12 protein-coding genes and 2 pseudogenes are annotated in these 20,036 nt (G+C 58.5%); 6 read left to right on the top strand and 8 right to left on the bottom strand.

All coding sequences use genetic code 11. The annotated features are described in order from the left end of the window. Window positions 1–393, bottom strand: a 393-nt coding sequence (locus AUK77_RS09645; protein WP_296128823.1) for a hypothetical protein, incomplete at its 3' end; no start/stop codon positions are given. A 103-nt stretch (window positions 394–496) separates the two neighbouring features. Here AUK77_RS09645 and AUK77_RS09640 point away from each other — a divergent pair. Next, window positions 497–688, top strand: coding sequence for a helix-turn-helix transcriptional regulator (locus tag AUK77_RS09640; protein ID WP_296128820.1), 192 nt, complete (start codon window positions 497–499; stop codon window positions 686–688). A 277-nt stretch (window positions 689–965) separates the two neighbouring features. On the opposite strand, the gene AUK77_RS09635 is transcribed toward AUK77_RS09640, so the two are convergent. The 5 genes and pseudogenes from AUK77_RS09635 to AUK77_RS09615 form a co-directional block, all read right to left on the bottom strand. Then, window positions 966–3,395, bottom strand: coding sequence for a S8 family peptidase (locus AUK77_RS09635; RefSeq protein ID WP_296128817.1), 2,430 nt, complete (start codon window positions 3,393–3,395; stop codon window positions 966–968). 25 nt (window positions 3,396–3,420) lie between these two features. After that, window positions 3,421–4,407, bottom strand: a complete 987-nt coding sequence (locus AUK77_RS09630; RefSeq protein WP_296128814.1) for an ATP-binding protein — start codon at window positions 4,405–4,407, stop codon at window positions 3,421–3,423. 432 nt (window positions 4,408–4,839) lie between these two features. After that, a complete protein-coding gene (gene msrA / locus AUK77_RS09625) occupies window positions 4,840–5,385 on the bottom strand; it encodes a peptide-methionine (S)-S-oxide reductase MsrA (protein WP_296128810.1) in 546 nt (181 codons plus the stop codon). A gap of 157 nt (window positions 5,386–5,542) precedes the next feature. Further along, window positions 5,543–5,935 (bottom strand): annotated as a pseudogene (msrA, locus tag AUK77_RS09620) (peptide-methionine (S)-S-oxide reductase MsrA); the annotation flags it as partial. A gap of 27 nt (window positions 5,936–5,962) precedes the next feature. Further along, a complete protein-coding gene (locus AUK77_RS09615) occupies window positions 5,963–8,596 on the bottom strand; it encodes an EAL domain-containing protein (protein WP_296128806.1) in 2,634 nt (877 codons plus the stop codon). 77 nt (window positions 8,597–8,673) lie between these two features. Here AUK77_RS09615 and AUK77_RS09610 point away from each other — a divergent pair, with 77 nt between their 5' ends. Continuing rightward, on the top strand, window positions 8,674–9,204 hold the full coding sequence (locus tag AUK77_RS09610; RefSeq protein ID WP_296128804.1) for a hypothetical protein: 531 nt from the start codon (window positions 8,674–8,676) through the stop codon (window positions 9,202–9,204). Window positions 9,205–9,346: 142 nt separating this feature from the next. On the opposite strand, the gene aceF is transcribed toward AUK77_RS09610, so the two are convergent. Both aceF and aceE read right to left on the bottom strand, forming a co-directional pair. Next, on the bottom strand, window positions 9,347–10,996 hold the full coding sequence (gene aceF, locus AUK77_RS09605; RefSeq protein ID WP_296128802.1) for a dihydrolipoyllysine-residue acetyltransferase: 1,650 nt from the start codon (window positions 10,994–10,996) through the stop codon (window positions 9,347–9,349). An 11-nt stretch (window positions 10,997–11,007) separates the two neighbouring features. Then, window positions 11,008–13,653 carry a pyruvate dehydrogenase (acetyl-transferring), homodimeric type gene (gene aceE / locus AUK77_RS09600; protein ID WP_296128801.1) on the bottom strand — a complete coding sequence of 882 codons (2,646 nt, stop codon included), beginning with the start codon at window positions 13,651–13,653 and terminating at the stop codon, window positions 11,008–11,010. A gap of 266 nt (window positions 13,654–13,919) precedes the next feature. Between aceE and glnE the strand changes: the two genes are divergently transcribed. The 4 genes and pseudogenes from glnE to waaC all read left to right on the top strand — a co-directional run bounded on the left by glnE (window position 13,920) and on the right by waaC (window position 19,983). After that, window positions 13,920–16,865: a bifunctional [glutamate--ammonia ligase]-adenylyl-L-tyrosine phosphorylase/[glutamate--ammonia-ligase] adenylyltransferase gene (glnE, locus tag AUK77_RS09595; protein ID WP_296128798.1), complete on the top strand. Its 2,946-nt coding sequence runs from the start codon at window positions 13,920–13,922 to the stop codon at window positions 16,863–16,865. Between the two features lie 72 nt (window positions 16,866–16,937). Beyond that, window positions 16,938–17,861 (top strand): branched-chain-amino-acid transaminase, encoded by a 924-nt coding sequence (gene ilvE, locus AUK77_RS09590; protein ID WP_296128796.1) that lies wholly within the window; start codon window positions 16,938–16,940, stop codon window positions 17,859–17,861. Window positions 17,862–17,973: 112 nt separating this feature from the next. Further along, window positions 17,974–18,980: pseudogene (gene waaF / locus AUK77_RS09585) on the top strand (lipopolysaccharide heptosyltransferase II). A gap of 1 nt (window position 18,981) precedes the next feature. Next, window positions 18,982–19,983 (top strand): lipopolysaccharide heptosyltransferase I, encoded by a 1,002-nt coding sequence (gene waaC / locus AUK77_RS09580; protein ID WP_296128793.1) that lies wholly within the window; start codon window positions 18,982–18,984, stop codon window positions 19,981–19,983. Window positions 19,984–20,036 lie beyond the last annotated feature (53 nt).

Raw genomic sequence — 20,036 nt, 5'->3', positions numbered from 1 at the left:
CGCCTCCAACTGCAAATCCGTATGGGCTGACGACTTAAGCGGCAAAGTTTCCACGTCGCGTACTGCCGTCTCTAGTTCGGGCACTCCGGCAGCCATCAGGTTGTTCTCAAAACCGCTGTCGATCAGTTCCAGTTGCAGATGTACCGGAATCGGCTGCAGGTGGTAGATCTGTCCTCGAACACGACGATCCTCATCCAGCACAACCCAGCCTGCGCGCACTAATCGACGGATCTGCTCATACACATAGCGGCGCACATCGGCGATACGGAAAGGTGTGCCACTCAGGCGAGCGGCATAGGCATCGCGCAGTTCACGGGTAGTAAAGGTTGCACGCCCTGGCTCCTGAAGCAGCTCATACAGACGCCTGTCGAAGATAAACGAGGCCGATTTCATTGAGGCACCAGAAGAAATAACGCAAAGAAATGCGGATTATAATCCGTGGCCTGTGCATCCGCAAACGCACGATAGTGCCGCCTCAAGTGGAATTGAGACGGTCATGGATAAGTTGGCGAAAGCGTTAGGGGAACGCTCCCAGGATGCATTGGCGCTGGCGTGCAATATCGACCGCAGCTACGTCGGACGGATCGAACGTGGCGAGGTCAACATCACCGTCGAGAAGCTCTACCGTATCGCAGGCGAACTCGCCTGCGCCCCTTCAAGCCTTCTGCCACAGCCGTCTGAAATCTAACACGAGCGGGCAAGAGGGTCAGACAGAAGCGCCGCTGTTACTTTGTCCCAAGCTGCCAGCCGGAGGGTATGCGGAGTTTTGTTTAACAGGGGGATACTGCTGTGGCAGCCGGTTTTCGTAGCTGATCGTAAAGCGTGTTATTGCCGCCTTCCAGTCACAGCAAGTTGCTTAGTGTTCGGTTGCGTTAGACCTACCCCCGTTTTCCCAGCGTGATTCGTATTTTTTGCCTGCCCAAATGGCTGAGTCCGTAGGTTACTTGCAATAGCAGGCGAATTGACTACCCGCGACTCTGTAGCCGAGCAGCCTGTTGAGCCTTTTGCTGTTCCCTTGCCGCAGCCTGCTGCGCTATCCGCTCCTGAATCTGGGTGTAGAGCTGAGCATGCTCATTGTCCCGATCAGCTACAGTGACCACCAGAGAATAGGGCTCCTTCTCTGCTGCAGAGGGGTTCCAGTCACGGTCTTGCCTGACCACGACCAAAAACCACTTTTCACCCGGTTTACACTGCCGAAGCGTCCAGCGTGAAGACTGGACCGTACCGCGGTTTCTCAGCTGGGCCGAGATGTCGCGATTGCTGGACTTGGCCTCCTTGAGCACCTCCGTCTCAGCCTTGAGTTCCTTGCTAAAGTGCTTCTGAACTTCGTCTAGCGAAGTGCCTACAGCCAAACGATAGTTGATCTGAGTGGCCAAGTAATCAATTCTGGTAGTTCGGACTACTGGCGAGTATGCCAATGTTATCGAGAGCTCACGTGTCCCACGAGCGGAACGCAGGTAGTCGTCCGGCAAAGGCAGCTCAAAGAACTGGCATCCGTCGTTTTCAATAGTCTCCTCCGACATCAGAACTACGACGTTATCGGAAGATCTGAAGAGGTCGGCCTCACTCACTACGCCATAGCCAGCGACATCTCTCGCCACATCACGCTTCCGAGTGGCTTTAGCCTCCTTGTAGCCCTTTCTGAACTCATTAGAAAACGTGGAAGTAACCTCACCTGGAAGGTAGGCCTGATTGACCAGCATCGCGCGAAGCATATTCGCTGACGCAGTTGGATATTCGTTCAGCAAGCGCCCGGCCAAATGAGTGATGTATGGTGCCGCGAAGCTCGTTCCGCTAACTTCTTTGAAGATGGTGTTGCCTGCCCACTGATGGTTAAGCGTAAGTACACCCAGCCCCCGCATGTGCGGCGACCACTGTGCATTGGCCTGCCTCATGGGGCTGGCAAGGTTACCACCCGCCGCAACAAGCTCGGGCTTGAGCGCACCCTTAACCGAGGGGCCATGCCGAGTGAAAGGTGATGGTTGGTTTTCCGAGGCAGGCGAGAGCTGACTGATATCTGGATATTTCTGGCTGTCAAAAGTGGCGTTGTGCCGGGAGATGCTTCCCACCGTCAGCACCATCATTGCGGGTGCCGGATCGATGATTGCGCTTTGTTCTGCGACAAGATATTCGGGGTACTCGTCACGCCAGCTGTTTACCGGAACTGGAGGTTCTTCAGAGCCGCGGAAGTTACCCGTAGAGACCACAAACAAAATGTTATGCCGTCTTGATAGGACGTCCAGGATGTAGGCGAGCCCCCTGACATGAGCGCCATCGTACGGAGCATTATTGTTACCCAGGGAGAGATTGAAGATCCGACATCCAAGCTCGACGAAGTACTCAACCGCTTTCGTCAGTGATGCCTCAAGCGAGAGCTCGTCATAGATCGCATCGCCAGTATGCGGACACTTCTTCATCACCTTCCCATTGAAAATCCAGAGCTCCGGGCGCCAGAAATTTGAGTTGTTGCAGGCCTCTACGTCGCCATACAGGGCCACACCGGCTACAGCAGTACCATGCCCCGCCTGGTCATCGTCTCCTTCCTCATCCACAAAGGAGGCGCTTTCAGCCATCGCAGGTTTCAAGAGGGGGTGGTTCCCGTTGATACCACTGTCCAGAATGCAGACCCGTGCCGCATCTGCGGCCGGTGCAGGTATGTTTCGAGGTAGCTCGTTGATATCCCGATTCAGCTGCTGAATGCTGATTCCGGTGGCGGGAATGAGATCAACAAGCCGGACATCGCGGTGGTTCAGCAGTAGCTGTGCTTGTTCGGGCGTCACCTCAACTCGGTACATGAGCAGGCTGTCCAGATTCAGCTTGTCGAGCCTTTTAATGCGCTCCCCTGAGAGCCAGGCCTCGAAAGCATTTGTGAGTAGGATTCGCTTCGGGTGGCTCGCTACATAGACAGGCCATAGTTCGACATCAAGCTTGAAGGTGGGGGTGTCCGGAATCCCGATATGGGTGATCGCCCAGCTCTTCCGATCCTCCGCAGACCATGTCTCCACCCCTGCGATAGCCTCCAAAATCTGGCCATAGGTCAAGGCGTCGTCCATAACACCCAGCTTCGTCAGATGGTCAGCGAACTTGGCCAAACCTTCTTCTGTCGCGAAAACAACGCAAAGCTGTTTATCCTCCTGGCTGACGAACTCCAAGCCATGGACATCAAGGTTTGAGAAGTTGAGAGTGCCGTCGTATTTCAGTTTGAGGACGTAGGGAGAGTTAGCTGTCGAGCCGATCTGCTTTTTGGCTTGCCCTTCAGCCGTAAGAAAGTAAGCATTGAGTTTCTGGCCATGCCCTCGACGATCTTCACGTTTGGTGAAGGGAGGGGGATTCTTGGTCCGGCGTGAGTTATCCAGAACTTCCCGTGCAATGTTCAGATGCTTGTAGGTGGCCACCGCTTCTTCCTTGAATTGTTATGATTCAGGACTTCCTGAGATCTTCTCTTGCAAGTGCGCTTTTCAGCTCTTTGAGGGTCAGAAACTCTTGCTCACGCAGGATCATCCGCTTCGCGGCGCGACGTATAACTCGCTCAACATCAGCTCCGCTCTTGCCCTTAAACTCCTTCAATACTTCCTTGTCGTCAATCTCAAATTGACGCCGGATTCCTCTCAGCTTCAGTGACAAAATATCTTTCAGTTGCTTCTCATCCGGGAGCGGAAATTCGATGGATTCATCAAATCGTCGCCAAATGGCAGTGTCCAGAATCTTCTCATGGTTAGTAGCAGCCAAGATCAAACTGCGACCTTCGTATGAGTCCATCATCTGAAGCACTGCGTTTACTACACGTCGCAGCTCACCATGGTCGCCACTATCACCGCGCTCTTTACCGATTGCATCGAACTCATCGAATAGAACAACAAACGGATGCTGGGCAATAAAATCGAAGACCTTGCGAAGGTTGGCAGCCGTTTCACCAAGGAAAGACGAAACCAGCGCATCCAATCGGACAATTGCCAAAGGTCGATCAAGTTCGAACGCTACGACCTCGGCTGCCAGTGTCTTTCCGCAGCCCGGTGGGCCGAAGAAAATCACCTTGCCCGCGGGCTTCATACCGTAGCTGCGGAGCACATCAGCACGACGGTTCTCTTCGAGTATCTCCTCTAGTGCAGCAGAGCTGCTGGGAGGGAGAATCACTTCATCAAGGGAGCGCTTAGGTGACCTTATGTCAAGCAGCGGTAAACCGCGCTCTTTATCTACGGGAACATCATAGTGAGTGCGTGATGTGCTACTAGATGCTTTGAAGTTCAAGTCGCTGCCGTAGAGGATTTGCTCTAGATCATTAGCGAGAAGATGGTGTTGTTTCTGCCGCTCTTCCTCGATAACAGCTTTAGAGGCAAGGCGAAACGCATCGGTATCACCTGCAGTGCCCGCTTTGAACAACTGGCGAAGAATTTTCCCATTGGCCATAGTCGCCACCCTCTGAGTTACCGCTATTTTATATTATATATAGGCGTTGATAAACCCAGTTGCGGCTACATAACTTGCAATAAATTGTTTCGCATTTTGATCTTCATGGTCAAGGACTCCATTCCTCATTAAATAGCTAAACACACTTGAGATTAAAAATTTGGAGCAGTGCGGCTGATATGGCAGTGTAGCCTAACTCACGTTCTAAAAACTTTAAATAACTAGCCTTCGAAATTCCGCCGAGCGGCAGAGCATCATGCCGCCTAGCGCCCAATCGCCAATGCTACCCAAGAGTGAGGCAAGGGGCCTGCAGGCCTCAAAGCCTGCTAGGCAGCTGGAGTCTGATGCTTACGCAGCTTCTTCATCATCCGTCACGTCCTCGCCCATCGGGGCGGGCGGTCGTGATGGTTGGACTCGCTTTTACATTGGGCGCTATTCGCGCCCTGTTGCTTTTTGGTTTTTGAATATAGTCTCCAGCTTTGCGAGCTTTGGTGCTATTGATATCTGGCAGTATCTATTGCTTGGGTTCTTTGTGAAGAAGTCTTGGTGGTATTCCTCGGCTTCGAAGAATTCAGTTAACCTCTCTAAGGTGGTTGCCGTTGGGTTTTTCCAAAGGCCACTTTTTTCAGTTTCTAGTATTGCGGTTTTCGCGGTTATTAGCTGTTCGTCGCTATCATAAAATATGGCAGATCGATATTGGGTTCCAATATCTGCACCTTGCCTATTTAGAGTGGTTGGGTCATGTATTGCAAAGAAAATCTCAAGCAATTCGGATAGGCTAATTTTGCTACTATCAAATTCAATCTTTATTGCTTCGGCATGGCCTGTTTTGCCAGTGCATATATCATCATATGTTGGTGCGTTGAGGGTTCCCCCCGTGTAGCCACATTTCACAGACTGAACGCCCTTGATTCTCTTGAAGACTGGTTCAAGACACCAAAAGCAACCGCCTGCCAGAACTATTTTTTCGGTTTTCATACGAGTCTCTGTATAAAATTCAGGGGGCTGGGGTGCTGCCGATATGGGTGCAGTATGGCTGCTATGCTGTCACGTAGATCGCCTGGCTGGGCTATAGCTATGCTGAGGCGCGCTAGCAATAGGTTTCCTAGCATAGATTTACTCTTGACTGTCCTCCTAATCCCTGGGTCGGGTTGTGCGCTTCCCAGAACACCTTCAGCAAGGCTTCGTAGCTGGTGAGCTGTGGGTCGAAAACCACCAGCACCACCTCGGTGTGGCCGGTTAGCCCGGAGCAGGTTTCGTCATACGTAGGGTTGGGCGTGTGGCCGCCGGCATAGCCCACGGCGGTGCTCCACACACCGGCTTGTTGCCAGAAGCGCCGCTCCGCACCCCAGAAACAGCCAAGGGCAAACACTGCCTGCTGCAGCCCGGCCGGGAAGGGCGCTTGCAAGGCATTGCCGTTGACGAAGTGCGCCGCCGGTACCGGCATGACTTCGCTGCGCCCCGGCAGCGCTTGTTCGGCAGTGGGCAGGGCACTTTTGTGCACGAGAATCTGTGAGCGCAGAACCATGGCGATCTCCGAGGGTGGCGTGCAGCGTTAGCGCCGATAGCGCTTGAGTTTATCCAGCAGGTCGCGGCCGGCGATGGGTTTGTCAAACAGGTAGCCTTGGCCAATATCGCATTGATGGCGGCGCAGGAAGTTCAGTTGATCACGGGTTTCGACACCTTCGGCAACCACCTTGAGTTTCAGGTTGTGGGCCATGGCGATCACTGCCGAGGTGATTTCCATGTCGTCCTGATTCTGCGGAATGTCTTTGATAAAACTGCGATCGATTTTGATCACGTCGATCGGGAATTTCTTCAAATAGCTGAGTGATGAATAACCGGTACCAAAGTCGTCCATGGCCAGGGTCAGGCCTAGGCTTTTCAGGCGACTGAGTTGCTGGCGGGTGTCGCCAGTGGCTTCCAGCAGCAGGCTTTCGGTGAGTTCCAGTTCGAGCAGGGCCGGGTCCAGTTGTTCTTCCTGCAGGATGGTGGTGATTTCACCGACCAAATCCGGATCGGAGAACTGCTTGGGCGACAAGTTGATGGCCATTTGCAGGGGCCTGTGGCCCACGGCGATCAGTTGTTTGCTCATGCGACAGGCCTGGCGCGTCACCCATTTGCCGATGGGAATAATCAGACCGGTTTCTTCCGCCACGCTGATGAATTTGTCGGGGCGGATCATGCCCTTTTCCGGGTGGTTCCAGCGCAGCAGGGCTTCCATCCCCAATAACTGGCCGGTTTTCAGACACAACTTGGGTTGGTAGAACACTTCCAACTCGTTCTGCATCAGCGCGCGGCGCAGGTTGCTTTCCAGAAACAGCTTGTAGTGCGCTTCGGCATTTAGCGCATCGGTAAACACGTGCAACTGGTTTTTGCCGTTGGCCTTGGCTTTGTGCAACGCCAAGCCGGTGTGCTTCATCAGGGTTTGCGGATCGCGGCCGTGCAGCGGCGCACAGCCTAGGCCGATCGAGCCGGTGACGTTAATTAACTGGTTGTCGACGAACAGGGGTTTTTCCAGGGTGTTGAGTAGCCGTTGGGCAATCATCTGGCTGTCACCCAGGTCGGTTTCCAGCAGCACGGCAAACTCATTACTGGCAAAGCGCGCGAGCACGCTGGTGGCGGGCAAGGTGTTGCGCAAACGACGCGCCAGGCTAACCAGCAGTTTGTCGCCGGTCTGGTGGCCCAGGCTGTCGTTGATGCGTTTGAAGTTATCGATATCCACCAGCAGTAGGCTGATCGATTTATCCGGGCTCTCGGCAAAGTGGCCTTCCAGCGAACGGATAAAGGCGTAGCGGTTGCCGAGGCCGGTGAGGTTGTCACGGAAGGCCAGGCGTTCGATGTGCAACTGCGCCTGCTTGCTGGCGGTAATGTCTTCGTAAATGCCGATGTAGTGAGTCAGCTGACCGTCATCAGCATGCATCTTTGACAGCGACAGATGCCCCCAGTAGGGCTCGAGATTTTTGCGCCGGCTTTTGATCTCGCCCTGCCAGCTGTTTTGCTCGGCCAGGCTGGTGCCGGCATCGAAGAGCATGTCGCTGAGGTTATCCAGTGCCGGGATTTCAGACAGTCGCCGGCCTTGAACTTCCTGCGCGCTGTACAGGGTAATGGCAGTGAAGCTGGGATTTACGTACTCCACCACGCCGTCACGGTTGAGCAGGATAAACGCGCTGGAGCTTTGTTCCACGGCGCGTTGGAACAGGTGCAGTGTGTGGGTGGCCGAGCGGCGTTGCTGGTGGGTCAGCGCTTGGGCGTATTGATCGGCCAGCTCGCCGACAAAGGCGATCTCGTCCGGCTTCCAGGTGCGTGGTGCGCCGTCATGTTCCAGGCACAACACGCCGACCACTTCCCCGGCCACACGAATGCTCGCATCGAGCAGCGCGCCAATGCCCATGGGCTTCAGGTAACTGTCGCTCAGTTCGCAGGTGCGCGGGTCTTGATGGGTGTCGTGAGCATCCAGAACGCGACCGCTGTGCAGGGCTTCGAGGTAGGCCGGAAACGAGCTGGCATCAATATCGGCCTGAGCAACGTGGTGGCCTTCATCCTTGTGGTAAAGCGCCACCGCTTGTAGGCGGCTGCCGTTGAGATTCCAAATGCCGGCACGACTGACGCCGTAAAGCTCACAGGCACTTTTGCTGATCAGCTCGGCCGCTTCGCGCAGCGGCTCGTGGTTGCCATAGTGGTGGCGGGCGAGTGTGATGATCAGCTCGCGTTGCGCTTGCGAGCGGCGTTGCTGGGCCTGCACATCGGCCTGGCTGCGCTGGTACAAATCCAGGCTATTCGGGGTCGTGGTGGGCTCTTGAATCTCACGCAGATACCCGCGCAACAGGCAGCGGCCGCGTTGGGTAAAGGCTTCGCCCAGTTCCAGTAGATGGATTGGGCCGTGCGGGGTGTGCAGGCGATAGTGCACGCTGTAATGCTTGTGCTCGCTCAGTTGCTGCTGAATGCTTTCATGCAGTTGGTAGCGCGCGCTGGGCTCCATCAGGCTGGCATAAGGCGAGTCGAGCAGGGAGCAAAGATCCTGAGCCGACAGACCCAGTGGCTGTTGGCATTCAGGGTCAAGGTAGAGCAGGGTCCAGCTGGCTTCGTTCAAGCGCTCGAAACGCAGCAAGCCGAGGCGCGAGGGCGCCGGCAACTGCGTCACAACCTCGGCCGCTAAACGACTTGCGGCATCGGGATGGCTTTTCATTCGGTGGCTGGCTTCCAGTATGCTGATTGAAGGGGCTACCGACCCACTTCATCTATCGCGACAGGTAAGGGTGCATCATGCAATTGCGACTGACAAGAAAACTAACATGCGCCTTGCTGCTCTCTGCGGCAATGGTTTCTGCGCCAGCGCTGGGTGAGTCATCTGATGCCGTGCTGAACAGCGCCGAGCAGGGCAATTACCTGCTTGAGCTCAAGCGCCTTTACCTGACGCAAGATGACCGCCAAGCGCTGCTCGCCCATTGCAATGATCTGCTCAGTACCTATGCCCTGCGTGCGGCTTATCAGGTTGGTCAGGCGCAGCGCCAGGATCTGCTTTATCAGGTGCGCCAGGGCGAGTCCGGCGAGTTGCTGCTGCGCGAAGAGACCCGCGCGCAACAGGGCCACCATGTGGCGGTGCGTAACCAGCGTGTGCCGTTGTTTGGCGTGGATCCCTTTGTGCGCTACGAATGCCCCACGGGCGGCATCAGCTGCGTGCTGCAAAACCCGGCGGATGGCAGCCCGTTGTTGACCATTGTGCGCGACCACAAAGGCGCTGCTGAACTGGCCAAAGCCCTGAGCTTTTTGATCCGTAATCTGCAGAAAGGCTGACGACTCGCCAAACCGTAGGTTGGTGTTGAGCGCAGCGAAGCCCAACGATTTGTTGGGCATCATCTGGCGAGTACTCAAAAAAAACCCCGCCGAAATGGGCGGGGTGAGGGTATGAGCGTGGCAGCTCAAACGATAAAGGGTGTTACAGCAGCAAGGTGCGGATGTCTGCCAGCACATCGCTCAGGCGCTTGGTAAAGCGTGCAGCGGCGGCGCCGTTGATTACCCGGTGGTCGTAGGACAGTGACAGCGGCAGCATCAGCTTGGGCTGGAAGGCTTTGCCATCCCAGACCGGCTGGATAGTCGCCTTGCTCACGCCGAGGATCGCCACTTCCGGCGCGTTAACGATCGGCGTAAAGCCGGTGCCGCCAATGTGGCCGAGGCTGGAAATGGTGAAGCATGCGCCCTGCATGTCATCCGCCGCCAACTTCTTGGTGCGTGCTTTCTCTGCCAGGGCCGCCGCTTCAGCCGCCAGTTGCAGCAGGCTCTTCTGATCAACGTTTTTGATCACCGGCACCAGCAGGCCATCCGGGGTGTCCACGGCAAAGCCGATGTGCACGTATTTCTTGCGGATGATGGCTTTGCCGCTCGGCGCGAGCGAGCTATTGAAGTCCGGCAGTTCCTTGAGCAGGAAGGCGCAGGCCTTGAGCAGCAACGGCAGCACGGTGAGTTTGACCCCGGCCTTTTCTGCTACGGCTTTTTGCGCGACGCGGAAGGCTTCCAGCTCGGTGATATCTGCCGAGTCGAACTGCGTTACGTGCGGCACGTTGAGCCAGCTGCGGTGTAGGTTGTTGGCCCCGACCTGCATCAGGCGGGTCATCGCCACTTCTTCCACTTCACCAAACTTGCTGAAGTCCACTTCCGGAATTGGTGGAATACCCGCGCCACCGCTTGCTGCAGCGGCCGGGGCTTGCTTGGCTTTGTGCATCATCGCTTTGACGTAGGCCTGCACGTCCTCTTTGAGGATGCGGCCTTTTGGGCCAGTGCCTGGCACGGCGCTCAGCTCGACGCCAAACTCACGCGCCACTAAACGCACGGCAGGGCCCGCGTGCACTTTGCTGCCCGGACGCACGGCGGTTTCGGTCACTTTGGCGGCGGCGGCTGCCAGCGAGGCAATCGCGTTGACCTCAGCGGCAACGGCCGGGTGTGCGCCTTCCGGCACCTTGTGTACAGCGCTGGAGGCGGCAGCGGCTGGGGCGGCTGGTGCTGTCTCACTGCCGGCTACTTTCAGCGTGAGGATGAAATCACCGGTACCGACTTCGTCTTCCAGTTTAATGGCGATGCTTTCCACTACACCGGCAACCGGCGAGGGGATTTCCATACTGGCTTTGTCTGACTCCAGGGTGATCAGCGACTGATCGGCTTGCACCGTGTCGCCCACCTTGACCAGCACTTCAATGATCTTGGCCTTGCCCGACGAGCCGATATCCGGCACGTGTACCTTCTGCACGCTGCTGGCCTGCGCGGCTGGCGCAGGTACGGCGGCCGGTGCCGGAGCGGCGGCGGTTTGCGCGGCGGCAAGCGGAGCAGGTGCCGGTGCGGCAGGCGCTGCGTCGGCCGCGCCTTCGACTTCCAGTTCCAGCAGTTCGTCGCCTTCTTTCAGGCGGTCGCCCAGCTTCACTTTCAGGCTCTTGATCACCCCGGCTTTGGGGGCCGGCACTTCCATGCTGGCCTTGTCCGACTCCAGGGTCAGCAGGCTCTGATCGGCTTCGATGCGGTCGCCCACTTTGACGAACAGCTCAATCACTTCACCCTCACCGCTGCCGATGTCGGGTACGCGAATCAATTCACTCATCGTTTCGCTCCTTAGCAGTCCAGTGGGTTGAGTTTGTCGGGGTTGATGCCGAACCGGACGATGGCTTCAGCCACCACTTTAGGTTCTATATCACCGCGATCGGCCAGGGCTTCGAGGGCGGCGAGCACCACCCAGTGACGGTCCACTTCGAAGAAGTTGCGCAGCTTTTTGCGGCTGTCGCTGCGACCGAAACCGTCGGTGCCGAGCACCTTGAATTCCTTGCTTGGCACCCACTGGCGAATCTGCTCGGCGAACAGCTTCATGTAGTCGGTGGACGCAACGACAGGACCTTTACGGCCGCTCAGGCACGCTTCCACGTAGGTTTGCTTGGGCTTCTGGCCCGGGTGCAGGCGGTTGCTGCGTTCCACGGCCAAACCATCACGGCGCAGTTCGTTGAAGCTGGTCACGCTCCACACGTCAGCCGCGACGTTGAACTCGTCACGCAGGATTTTTGCCGCCTCGCGCACTTCACGCAGGATGGTGCCGCTGCCCAGCAGTTGCACGTGATGGGCGGCTTCCTTCTTGTCTTCTTCGAGCAGGTACATACCTTTGATAATGCCCTGTTCGATGCCCGCCGGCATGGCCGGCTGCTGGTACGACTCGTTCATCACGGTGATGTAGTAGAAGACGTCCTGTTGCTCTTCGGTCATCTTCTTCATGCCGTCCTGAATGATCACCGCCAGCTCGTAGCCGTAGGTGGGGTCATAAGTGCGGCAGTTGGGGATGGTCGCGGCCATGATGTGGCTGTGGCCGTCTTCGTGCTGCAAGCCTTCACCGTTGAGCGTGGTACGACCTGCGGTGCCGCCGATCAGGAAACCACGGGTGCGGCTGTCGCCTGCGGCCCAGGCCAGGTCACCAATGCGCTGGAAGCCGAACATCGAATAGAAGATGTAGAACGGCAGCATCGGCTGGTTATGGCAGGAATACGAGGTGCCGGCGGCGATGAAGGAGCTCATGGCCCCGGCTTCGTTGATGCCTTCCTCAAGGATCTGACCTTTCTTGTCCTCGCGGTAGAACATCACCTGGTCTTTATCCACCGGCTCATACAACTGGCCGACCGATGAGTAGATGCCGAGCTGACGGAACATGCCTTCCATGCCGAAGGTGCGCGCTTCGTCCGGGATGATTGGGACGATGCGTGAGCCGATGTCTTTGTCTTTCACCAACTGCGCGAGGATGCGCACGAAGGCCATGGTGGTGGAAATTTCACGGTCGCCCGAGCCGTCGAGGATGGCCTTGAGGGTGTCCAGCGGCGGCGTCGGGATGCTGAAGCTCTTGCTGCGACGCTGCGGTACAAAACCGCCCAGTGCAGCACGCCGGTCGCTCAGGTAACGGGCTTCGGCGCTGCCTTCTTCGGGCTTGAGGAAGGGCAGGCTTTCCAGTTCGTCGTCCTTGACCGGGATGTCGAAGCGGTCGCGGAACTGCTTGAGGCTGTTGACATCGACTTTTTTGGTGTTGTGCGCGGTGTTCTTCGCTTCGCCGGCGCCGGTGCCATACCCCTTGACGGTTTTGGCCAGGATCACGGTGGGTTGATCCTTGTGGTTGACCGCCTGATGGTAGGCCGCGTAGACCTTGTACGGGTCGTGGCCGCCACGGTTCAGCTTCCAGATCTCATCGTCGGACAGATCGGCCACCATCGCCTTGAGTTCCGGCGAGTTAAAGAAGTGCTCTCGCACGAACGCGCCGTCTTTGGCCTTGTAGTTTTGGTATTCGCCATCCACCACTTCGTCCATGCGACGTTGCAGGATGCCGTCGACGTCTTTGGCCAGCAGCGGGTCCCAGAAACGGCCCCACACCACTTTGTTGACGTTCCAGCCGCCGCCACGGAACACGCCTTCGAGTTCCTGAATGATCTTGCCGTTACCGCGCACCGGGCCGTCGAGGCGCTGCAGGTTGCAGTTGATGACGAAGATCAGGTTATCCAGCTTCTCGCGGCCGGCCAGGGAGATCGCGCCGAGCGATTCCGGCTCGTCGCATTCGCCGTCGCCCATAAAGCACCAGACCTTCTGCTTGCCGGCCGGAATAAAGCCGCGCGCTTCCAGGTACTTCATAAAGCGTGCCTGGTAGATCGCCTGGATCGGGCCAAGCCCCATGGACACGGTCGGGAACTGCCAGAAGTCCGGCATCAGCCAGGGGTGCGGGTAGGACGACAGGCCTTGGCCATCGACCTCCTGGCGGAAGTTGTTCATCTGCTCTTCCGTGATGCGGCCTTCCATGTAGGCGCGGGCATACACGCCGGGCGATGCGTGGCCCTGGAAGAAGATCAGGTCGCCGCCGTGCTCCTCGGTGGGGGCCTGGAAGAAGTAGTTGAAGCCAATGTCATACAGCGTCGCCGAGGAGGCAAAGCTGGAGATGTGACCGCCCAGGTCGGAGTCTTTCAGGTTGGTGCGCATCACCATGGCCAACGCATTCCAGCGCACCAGCGAGCGGATGCGGCGTTCCATAAACAGGTCGCCAGGCATGCGTGCTTCGTGGGTCAGCGGGATGGTGTTGCGGTAGGGCGTGGTGATCGCATACGGCAACTGCGAGCCACTGCGGGTGGCCAGTTCGCCCATGCGGGTCATCAGGTAATGCGCGCGGTCTTCACCCTCGTGTTCGAGGACGGACTCAAGGGCGTCCAGCCATTCCTGGGTTTCGACGGGATCGAGGTCTTGCATGGCTTGCTCCAGGGCGGAAAGGCTTCCAGAATCGGAGGCCAGGTTTCGCGGCCGACTTCATGAGTGGCCACGTGAATTCTTGGATTGACCGGGGGTAGGGCCGGCTTCGTGTAGTTTTACTACATTCCGACGCCAATTTCAGCCTTTGGGATACATTCTTTGGTAGTAAAACTACAATTATTTTTCTGTTCTCCGTATGACCAAGGCTGGAGTACGTGTTTGGTGTTCGCCGTGGTCAGGGAGCAGTTCGCTAAAAAGGATAGACCATGACCCTGCCCCTGCTGGCCGTCTTGCCCGCTGCCCTGTCGCCCCTCGCTGCACGTGCCGAACAGTCGTTACAGCAGGCCTTCAGTGAGCGCTCAACTGCCGCCACACAAGCCTTTGCGCAGTGGCCTGCTGAGCGGATGGACGCGTTGCGGCGGGTTAGTGCAGCCAGCGATTTCGTTGTGCAGCAAGGCGTGCGTGATCCGCAGATGCTGCTCGACCTGGCCGCCAGCGGTGAGCTTGAACGCAGCTTCAAGGTCGGTGAACTCTGCGGCCATCTGGCGCAGGCATTAGCCGACGCCGCCGATGAGGACGACCTAGGCCGCCGTTTGCGGCGCTTTCGCAATCGCCAGCAGCTGCGCATTATCTGGCGCGATGTCAGCCGTCAGGCCGATCTGATTGAAACCTGCCGCGATCTGTCTGACTTGGCCGATGCCTGCATTGATCAGGCCTATCAATGGCTCTATACACGCCATTGCGCGCAATTCGGCACGCCTATTGGGCAGCGCAGTGGCCAGCCTCAGCACATGGTCATCCTCGGCATGGGCAAGCTGGGCGCGCATGAGCTGAACCTGTCTTCGGACATCGACTTGATCTTCGGTTATCCCGAAGGCGGCGAGACTGAAGGGGTGAAGCGTGCGTTGGACAATCAGGAATTCTTTATTCGCCTCGGCCAGAAGCTGATCAAGGCGCTGGACGCCATCACCGTCGAAGGCTTTGTCTTCCGCACCGACATGCGCTTGCGCCCCTATGGCTCAAGCGGTGCACTGGTGTTCAGCTTTAACGCGTTGGAGCAGTACTACCAGGATCAGGGCCGCGACTGGGAACGCTACGCCATGATCAAGGCGCGGGTGGTCGGTGGCGATCAGGTGGCCGGTGCGCAGTTGCTGCAGATGCTGCGGCCCTTCGTCTATCGGCGGTATCTGGATTTCTCGGCGATTGAAGCGTTGCGCGCGATGAAGCAGTTGATCCAGCAGGAAGTGCGGCGCAAGGGCATGGCCGAGAACATCAAGCTGGGCGCGGGCGGCATCCGCGAGGTGGAATTTATCGCTCAGGCCTTCCAACTGATTCACGGCGGTCGCGACCTTAGCTTGCAGCAGCGCTCGCTGTTTGCCGTGCTCAATACCCTGCGCGACCAGGGCTACCTGCCCGCAGCGGTGACCGACGAGCTGCGCGACGGTTATGCCTTTTTGCGTTATGCCGAACATGCCTTGCAGGCCATCGACGACCGGCAAACGCAGATGCTCCCCGACAATGATCAGGACTGTGCGCGCGTGGCCTTTATTATGGGCTTCGACAGTTGGCAGGCCTTCCATGATCAGTTGATGCACTGGCGCGGCCGGGTGGATTGGCACTTCCGCCAGGTAATTGCCGACCCGGACGAAGAAGAGGGCGCGCCGACCGAAGAAGTCGCCGGTGCCGAATGGCTGCCGCTTTGGGAGGATGTGCAGGACGAAGAGGCGGCCTGTCGGCAGTTGGCCGAAGCGGGGTTTGCCGAGCCGCAATCGGCCTGGCAACGCTTGGCCGGCTTGCGCAATGGCAATCAGGTGCGCGCCATGCAACGTCTGGGTCGCGAGCGGTTGGATGCCTTTATTCCGCGTTTCATGGCGCAAGCTGTGGAGCATGCCAACCCGGATTTGGTATTAGAGCGGGTGCTGCCGCTGATCGAAGCCGTGGCGCGGCGTTCGGCGTATCTGGTGTTGCTCACGGAAAACCCCAGCGCCTTGCAGCGCTTGCTGACCCTGTGCGCCGCCAGCCCGTGGATCGCCGAGCAAATCACCCGCTTCCCGCTGCTGCTCGATGAACTGCTCAATGAAGGCCGGTTGTTCAAGCCGCCTTTGGCCCCCGAACTGGCCGCTGAACTGCGCGAGCGGCTGATGCGTATTCCCGAAGAGGATCTGGAGCAGCAGATGGAGGCCCTGCGTCACTTCAAACTGGCCCATCGACTGCGTGTAGCGGCCTCCGAGATTGCCGGTACGTTGCCACTGATGAAGGTGTCGGATTACCTGACCTGGCTGGCCGAGGCCATTCTTGATCAGGTGCTGGCGCTGGCCTGGCGTCACACGGTGAGCCGCTACGGCGCGCCGCGACGGGCTGATGGCAGCATCTGCGATCCGGATTTTGTCATCGTCGGCTATGGCAAGGTCGGTGGTATCGAGTTGGGGCATGGCTCGGACCTCGACTTGGTGTTTATCCACGACGGCGACCCGCAGGCTGAAACCGATGGCGAGAAGCCCATCGATGGCGCGCAATTCTTTAACCGTCTGGGCCAGCGCATCATTCACCTGCTGACGACGCAGACCAACTCCGGCCAGCTGTATGAGGTGGACATGCGCTTGCGGCCATCAGGCGCAGCAGGCTTGCTGGTCAGCTCGCTGGGCGCGTTCAAGCGCTACCAGCAGGGTGAGGCTTGGACATGGGAGCACCAAGCGTTGGTGCGCGCGCGGGTGCTGGTCGGCTGCCCGCGCGTCGGCAAGGCATTCGAGGCGGTTCGCGCCGCCGTGCTGGGCCGCGAGCGTGACCTTGCCACGCTGCGCACCGAGGTCAGCGAGATGCGCGCGAAGATGCGCGATAACCTCGGCAGCAAGGCCACCGCAGCGGGTACGGCCGCGAATGCCTTCGAACCCAATATGCCGTTCGACCTCAAGCAGGATGCCGGAGGTATCGTCGATATTGAATTTATGGTGCAATACGCGGCCCTGGCATGGTCGCGCCAGCACCCGGAATTGCTTGAGTTCACAGACAATATTCGCATTCTGGAAGGGCTGGAGCGGTTGGGTTTGCTGTCGGCTGAAGATGCCCAATTACTGCAGGCGATTTACAAAGCCTACCGTTCAGCGGCGCACCGCCAGGCCCTGCAAAAACAGCCGGGGGTGGTCAGCGGCGAGCAGTTTGCTGATGAGCGGCATACGGTGATGCGCCTTTGGCGCGCGCTGGGTTTGAACTGAATTTATCTAGCGGTCGGCCGCCAAGTGTGGTCGACGAGTGCTGTACCAATCGAATGTGAGGAGCAGGCAATTATGTCGATGGCCGATCGTGATGGCGTGATCTGGTATGACGGCGAGCTGGTGCAGTGGCGCAACGCGACCACTCACGTGCTGACCCATACTCTGCACTACGGCATGGGCGTTTTTGAAGGCGTGCGCGCCTACAACACCCCGCAAGGCACGGCGATTTTCCGCCTGCAAGCGCACACCGACCGCCTGTTCGACTCTGCCCACATCATGGGCATGAAGATTCCGTACAGCAAAGACGAGGTCAACGAAGCCACGCGCGCCGCCGTGCGTGAGAACAACCTGGAAAGCGCCTACATTCGCCCCATGGTGTTCTACGGGTCTGAAGCCATGGGCCTGCGCGCCAGTGGCTTGAAAACCCACCTGATCGTCGCAGCCTGGAGCTGGGGCGCGTACATGGGTGATGAAGCCCTGCAGGTCGGCATCAAGGTGCGCACCAGCTCCTTTACCCGTCACCACGTCAACATCTCGATGACCCGCGCCAAGGCTAACGGCAACTACATCAATTCGATGCTGGCGCTGCAGGAAGCTATCTCCGGCGGTGCCGACGAGGCCATGCTGTTGGACCCAGAAGGCTACGTGGCCGAGGGTTCGGGCGAGAACATCTTCCTAGTCAAGAACGGCGTAATCTACACCCCGGAAGTGACTTCGTGCCTGAACGGCATTACCCGCAACACCATCCTCACCCTGGCGGCCGAGCATGGTCTTGAAGTGGTCGAGAAGCGCATCACCCGCGATGAGGTGTATATCGCTGATGAAGCCTTCTTTACCGGCACCGCCGCTGAAGTTACGCCGATCCGTGAAGTCGATGGCCGGCAGATCGGCGCAGGACGTCGTGGGCCGATCACCGAGAAGCTGCAAACCGCTTATTTCGATCTGGTCACCGGTAAAACCGATGCCCACGCCGAGTGGCGCACCCTGGTTAAATAAGCTGCAAGCGTTGGCCGGATGCAATTGGATTCGGCGATGCAGGCTAGGCTGATAGTCGAGCGTTAAGTCTGTCCAGGAGGCGAAAGCCTCCTTGGTCGTTTCTGGAATAGGCATGAAAATACTGATCGTAGGCCCCAGCTGGGTGGGTGACATGGTGATGGCGCAGACGCTGTTCCAGTGTCTGCAACAGCGCTACCCCGGCTGTGCAATCGATGTGCTGGCTCCCGAGTGGAGTCGGCCGATTCTTGAGCGCATGCCTGAAGTCCGGCAGGCCCTGAGCTTTCCGCTTGGCCACGGCGTGCTGGAGCTGGCCACGCGGCGCAAGATCGGTAAATCGCTGGCTGGCCAGTATGATCAGGCGATTCTGCTGCCTAATTCACTCAAGTCCGCTTTGGTGCCGTTTTTCGCCGGTATCCCCAAACGTACGGGCTGGAAGGGCGAGTTGCGCTACGGCCTGCTCAACGATATCCGCACCCTGAGCGCTTTATGGCGCTGGCCTTTGAGCCGGGTGCTGCGTTGCCACAGCCGTACCCGCGCCCGTCTTTGCAGATCGATGCGCAAAGTCGCGACGCCGCCCTGGCCAAGTTCGGCCTGAGCTTGGATCGTCCGGTGCTGGCGCTGTGTCCGGGGGCTGAGTTTGGTGAAGCCAAGCGCTGGCCGAGCGAGCATTACGCCAAGGTCGCCGAGCTGAAGATCCGTGCCGGCTGGCAGGTGTGGATATTTGGCTCGAAAAACGATCACCCGGTCGGCGAGGACATCCGCGGCCGGCTGATTCCGGGTCTGCGCGAAGAGGCGGTGAATCTGGCCGGCGAAACCAGCCTGGCTGAAGCCATCGATCTGCTGTCGTGCGCCGGCGCCGTGGTGTCCAACGATTCCGGCTTGATGCATGTGGCGGCGGCGCTGAACCGTCCGCTGGTGGCGGTTTACGGCTCAACCTCGCCGGGCTTTACCCCGCCGTTGGCCGAGCAGGTGGAAATCGTCCGCCTGGGTTTGGAATGCAGCCCGTGCTTCGAGCGCACCTGCCGTTTCGGCCATTACGACTGCTTGGGCCAACTCAAGCCGCGCCGGGTGATTGAGGCGTTGGATCGCCTGGTGGCCGACCCGGTCGAGGTTGAATAGCTTGCGGGTACTGTTGATCAAAACTTCTTCGCTGGGCGATGTGGTGCATACCCTGCCGGCTCTCACCGATGCGGCGCGCGCCATTCCCGGCATCCAGTTTGACTGGGTTGTGGAGGAGGGCTTCGCCGAAATTCCCGCCTGGCACCCGGCCGTGGCGCAGGTGATTCCGGTGGCCATCCGCCGCTGGCGCAAGCACCTGTGGAAAACGTTTAAGAACGGTGAGTGGAAGCGCTTTAAGCAGCGCCTTGGCGAGACCCGGTACGACCTGGTAATCGATGCCCAAGGCTTGCTGAAAAGTGCCTGGCTGACCCGTTACGTCAACGCGCCGATTGCTGGCCTGGACCGTGATTCAGCCCGTGAGCCACTGGCCAGCCGTTTCTACGACCGTGCCTACGCCGTGCCAAAGGAGCAGCACGCCCTTGAGCGCACGCGCCAGTTATTTGCCCAAGCGCTCGGCTATGCACTGCCGGACAGCATCGGTGATTACGGCCTTAATCGCGCGCAACTGGCTGATCTCGCGCCGCTGCCTTATTTGCTGTTTCTGCACGGCACCACCTGGCCCAGTAAGCACTGGCCGGAAGCCGAGTGGCGTGCGCTGGCTGAACAGATGAGTGCGCAAGGCTGGGCCATACGCCTGCCCTGGGGCAATGAGACCGAGAAGGCGCGCGCCGAGCGAATAGCCGCCGGCATTGAAAACGCGGCGGTGCTGCCCAAACTCAACTTGGCAGGTGTGGCCAAAGTGATAGCCGGTGCCAGTGCCTGTGTGGCCGTGGACACCGGTCTCGGCCATCTGGCCGCTGCGCTGGATGTGCCGAGTATTTCGCTGTATGGCCCGACCTTACCGGGGCGCGTGGGGGCCTATGGCCGTGGTCAGGTGCACCTTTGCGCCACAGGGCCGAATGCCGGCTCTGGTGATCGCCACAAACCCTGCTTCGACGGGTTAGACGCCGAACGCGTCGCCATACAATTGCAGGCATTGCTGCTGGCCGAGGACGTCACTTGATGGCGCTGTCGCGATTTTTTCCCGGATTTTATCCGGGCTACACGGTTGAAGGG

The sequence above is a fragment of the Pseudomonas sp. Ga0074129 genome (genome assembly GCA_001465025.1).
Taxonomy (GTDB): Bacteria; Pseudomonadota; Gammaproteobacteria; order Pseudomonadales; family Pseudomonadaceae; genus Aquipseudomonas.
The sequence above is the reverse complement of the archived record's forward strand: the minus strand, read 5'-3'. Positions and strand labels throughout refer to the sequence as shown.

Coding starts and splice junctions, on each gene's coding strand:
- AUK77_RS09640 (WP_296128820.1), top strand. CDS start 497: ATGGATAAGTTGGCGAAAGCGTTAGGGGAACGCTCCCAGGATGCATTG.
- AUK77_RS09630 (WP_296128814.1), bottom strand. CDS start 4,407: ATGGCCAATGGGAAAATTCTTCGCCAGTTGTTCAAAGCGGGCACTGCA.
- msrA (WP_296128810.1), bottom strand. CDS start 5,385: ATGAAAACCGAAAAAATAGTTCTGGCAGGCGGTTGCTTTTGGTGTCTT.
- AUK77_RS09615 (WP_296128806.1), bottom strand. CDS start 8,596: ATGAAAAGCCATCCCGATGCCGCAAGTCGTTTAGCGGCCGAGGTTGTG.
- AUK77_RS09610 (WP_296128804.1), top strand. CDS start 8,674: ATGCAATTGCGACTGACAAGAAAACTAACATGCGCCTTGCTGCTCTCT.
- aceF (WP_296128802.1), bottom strand. CDS start 10,996: ATGAGTGAATTGATTCGCGTACCCGACATCGGCAGCGGTGAGGGTGAA.
- aceE (WP_296128801.1), bottom strand. CDS start 13,653: ATGCAAGACCTCGATCCCGTCGAAACCCAGGAATGGCTGGACGCCCTT.
- glnE (WP_296128798.1), top strand. CDS start 13,920: ATGACCCTGCCCCTGCTGGCCGTCTTGCCCGCTGCCCTGTCGCCCCTC.
- ilvE (WP_296128796.1), top strand. CDS start 16,938: ATGTCGATGGCCGATCGTGATGGCGTGATCTGGTATGACGGCGAGCTG.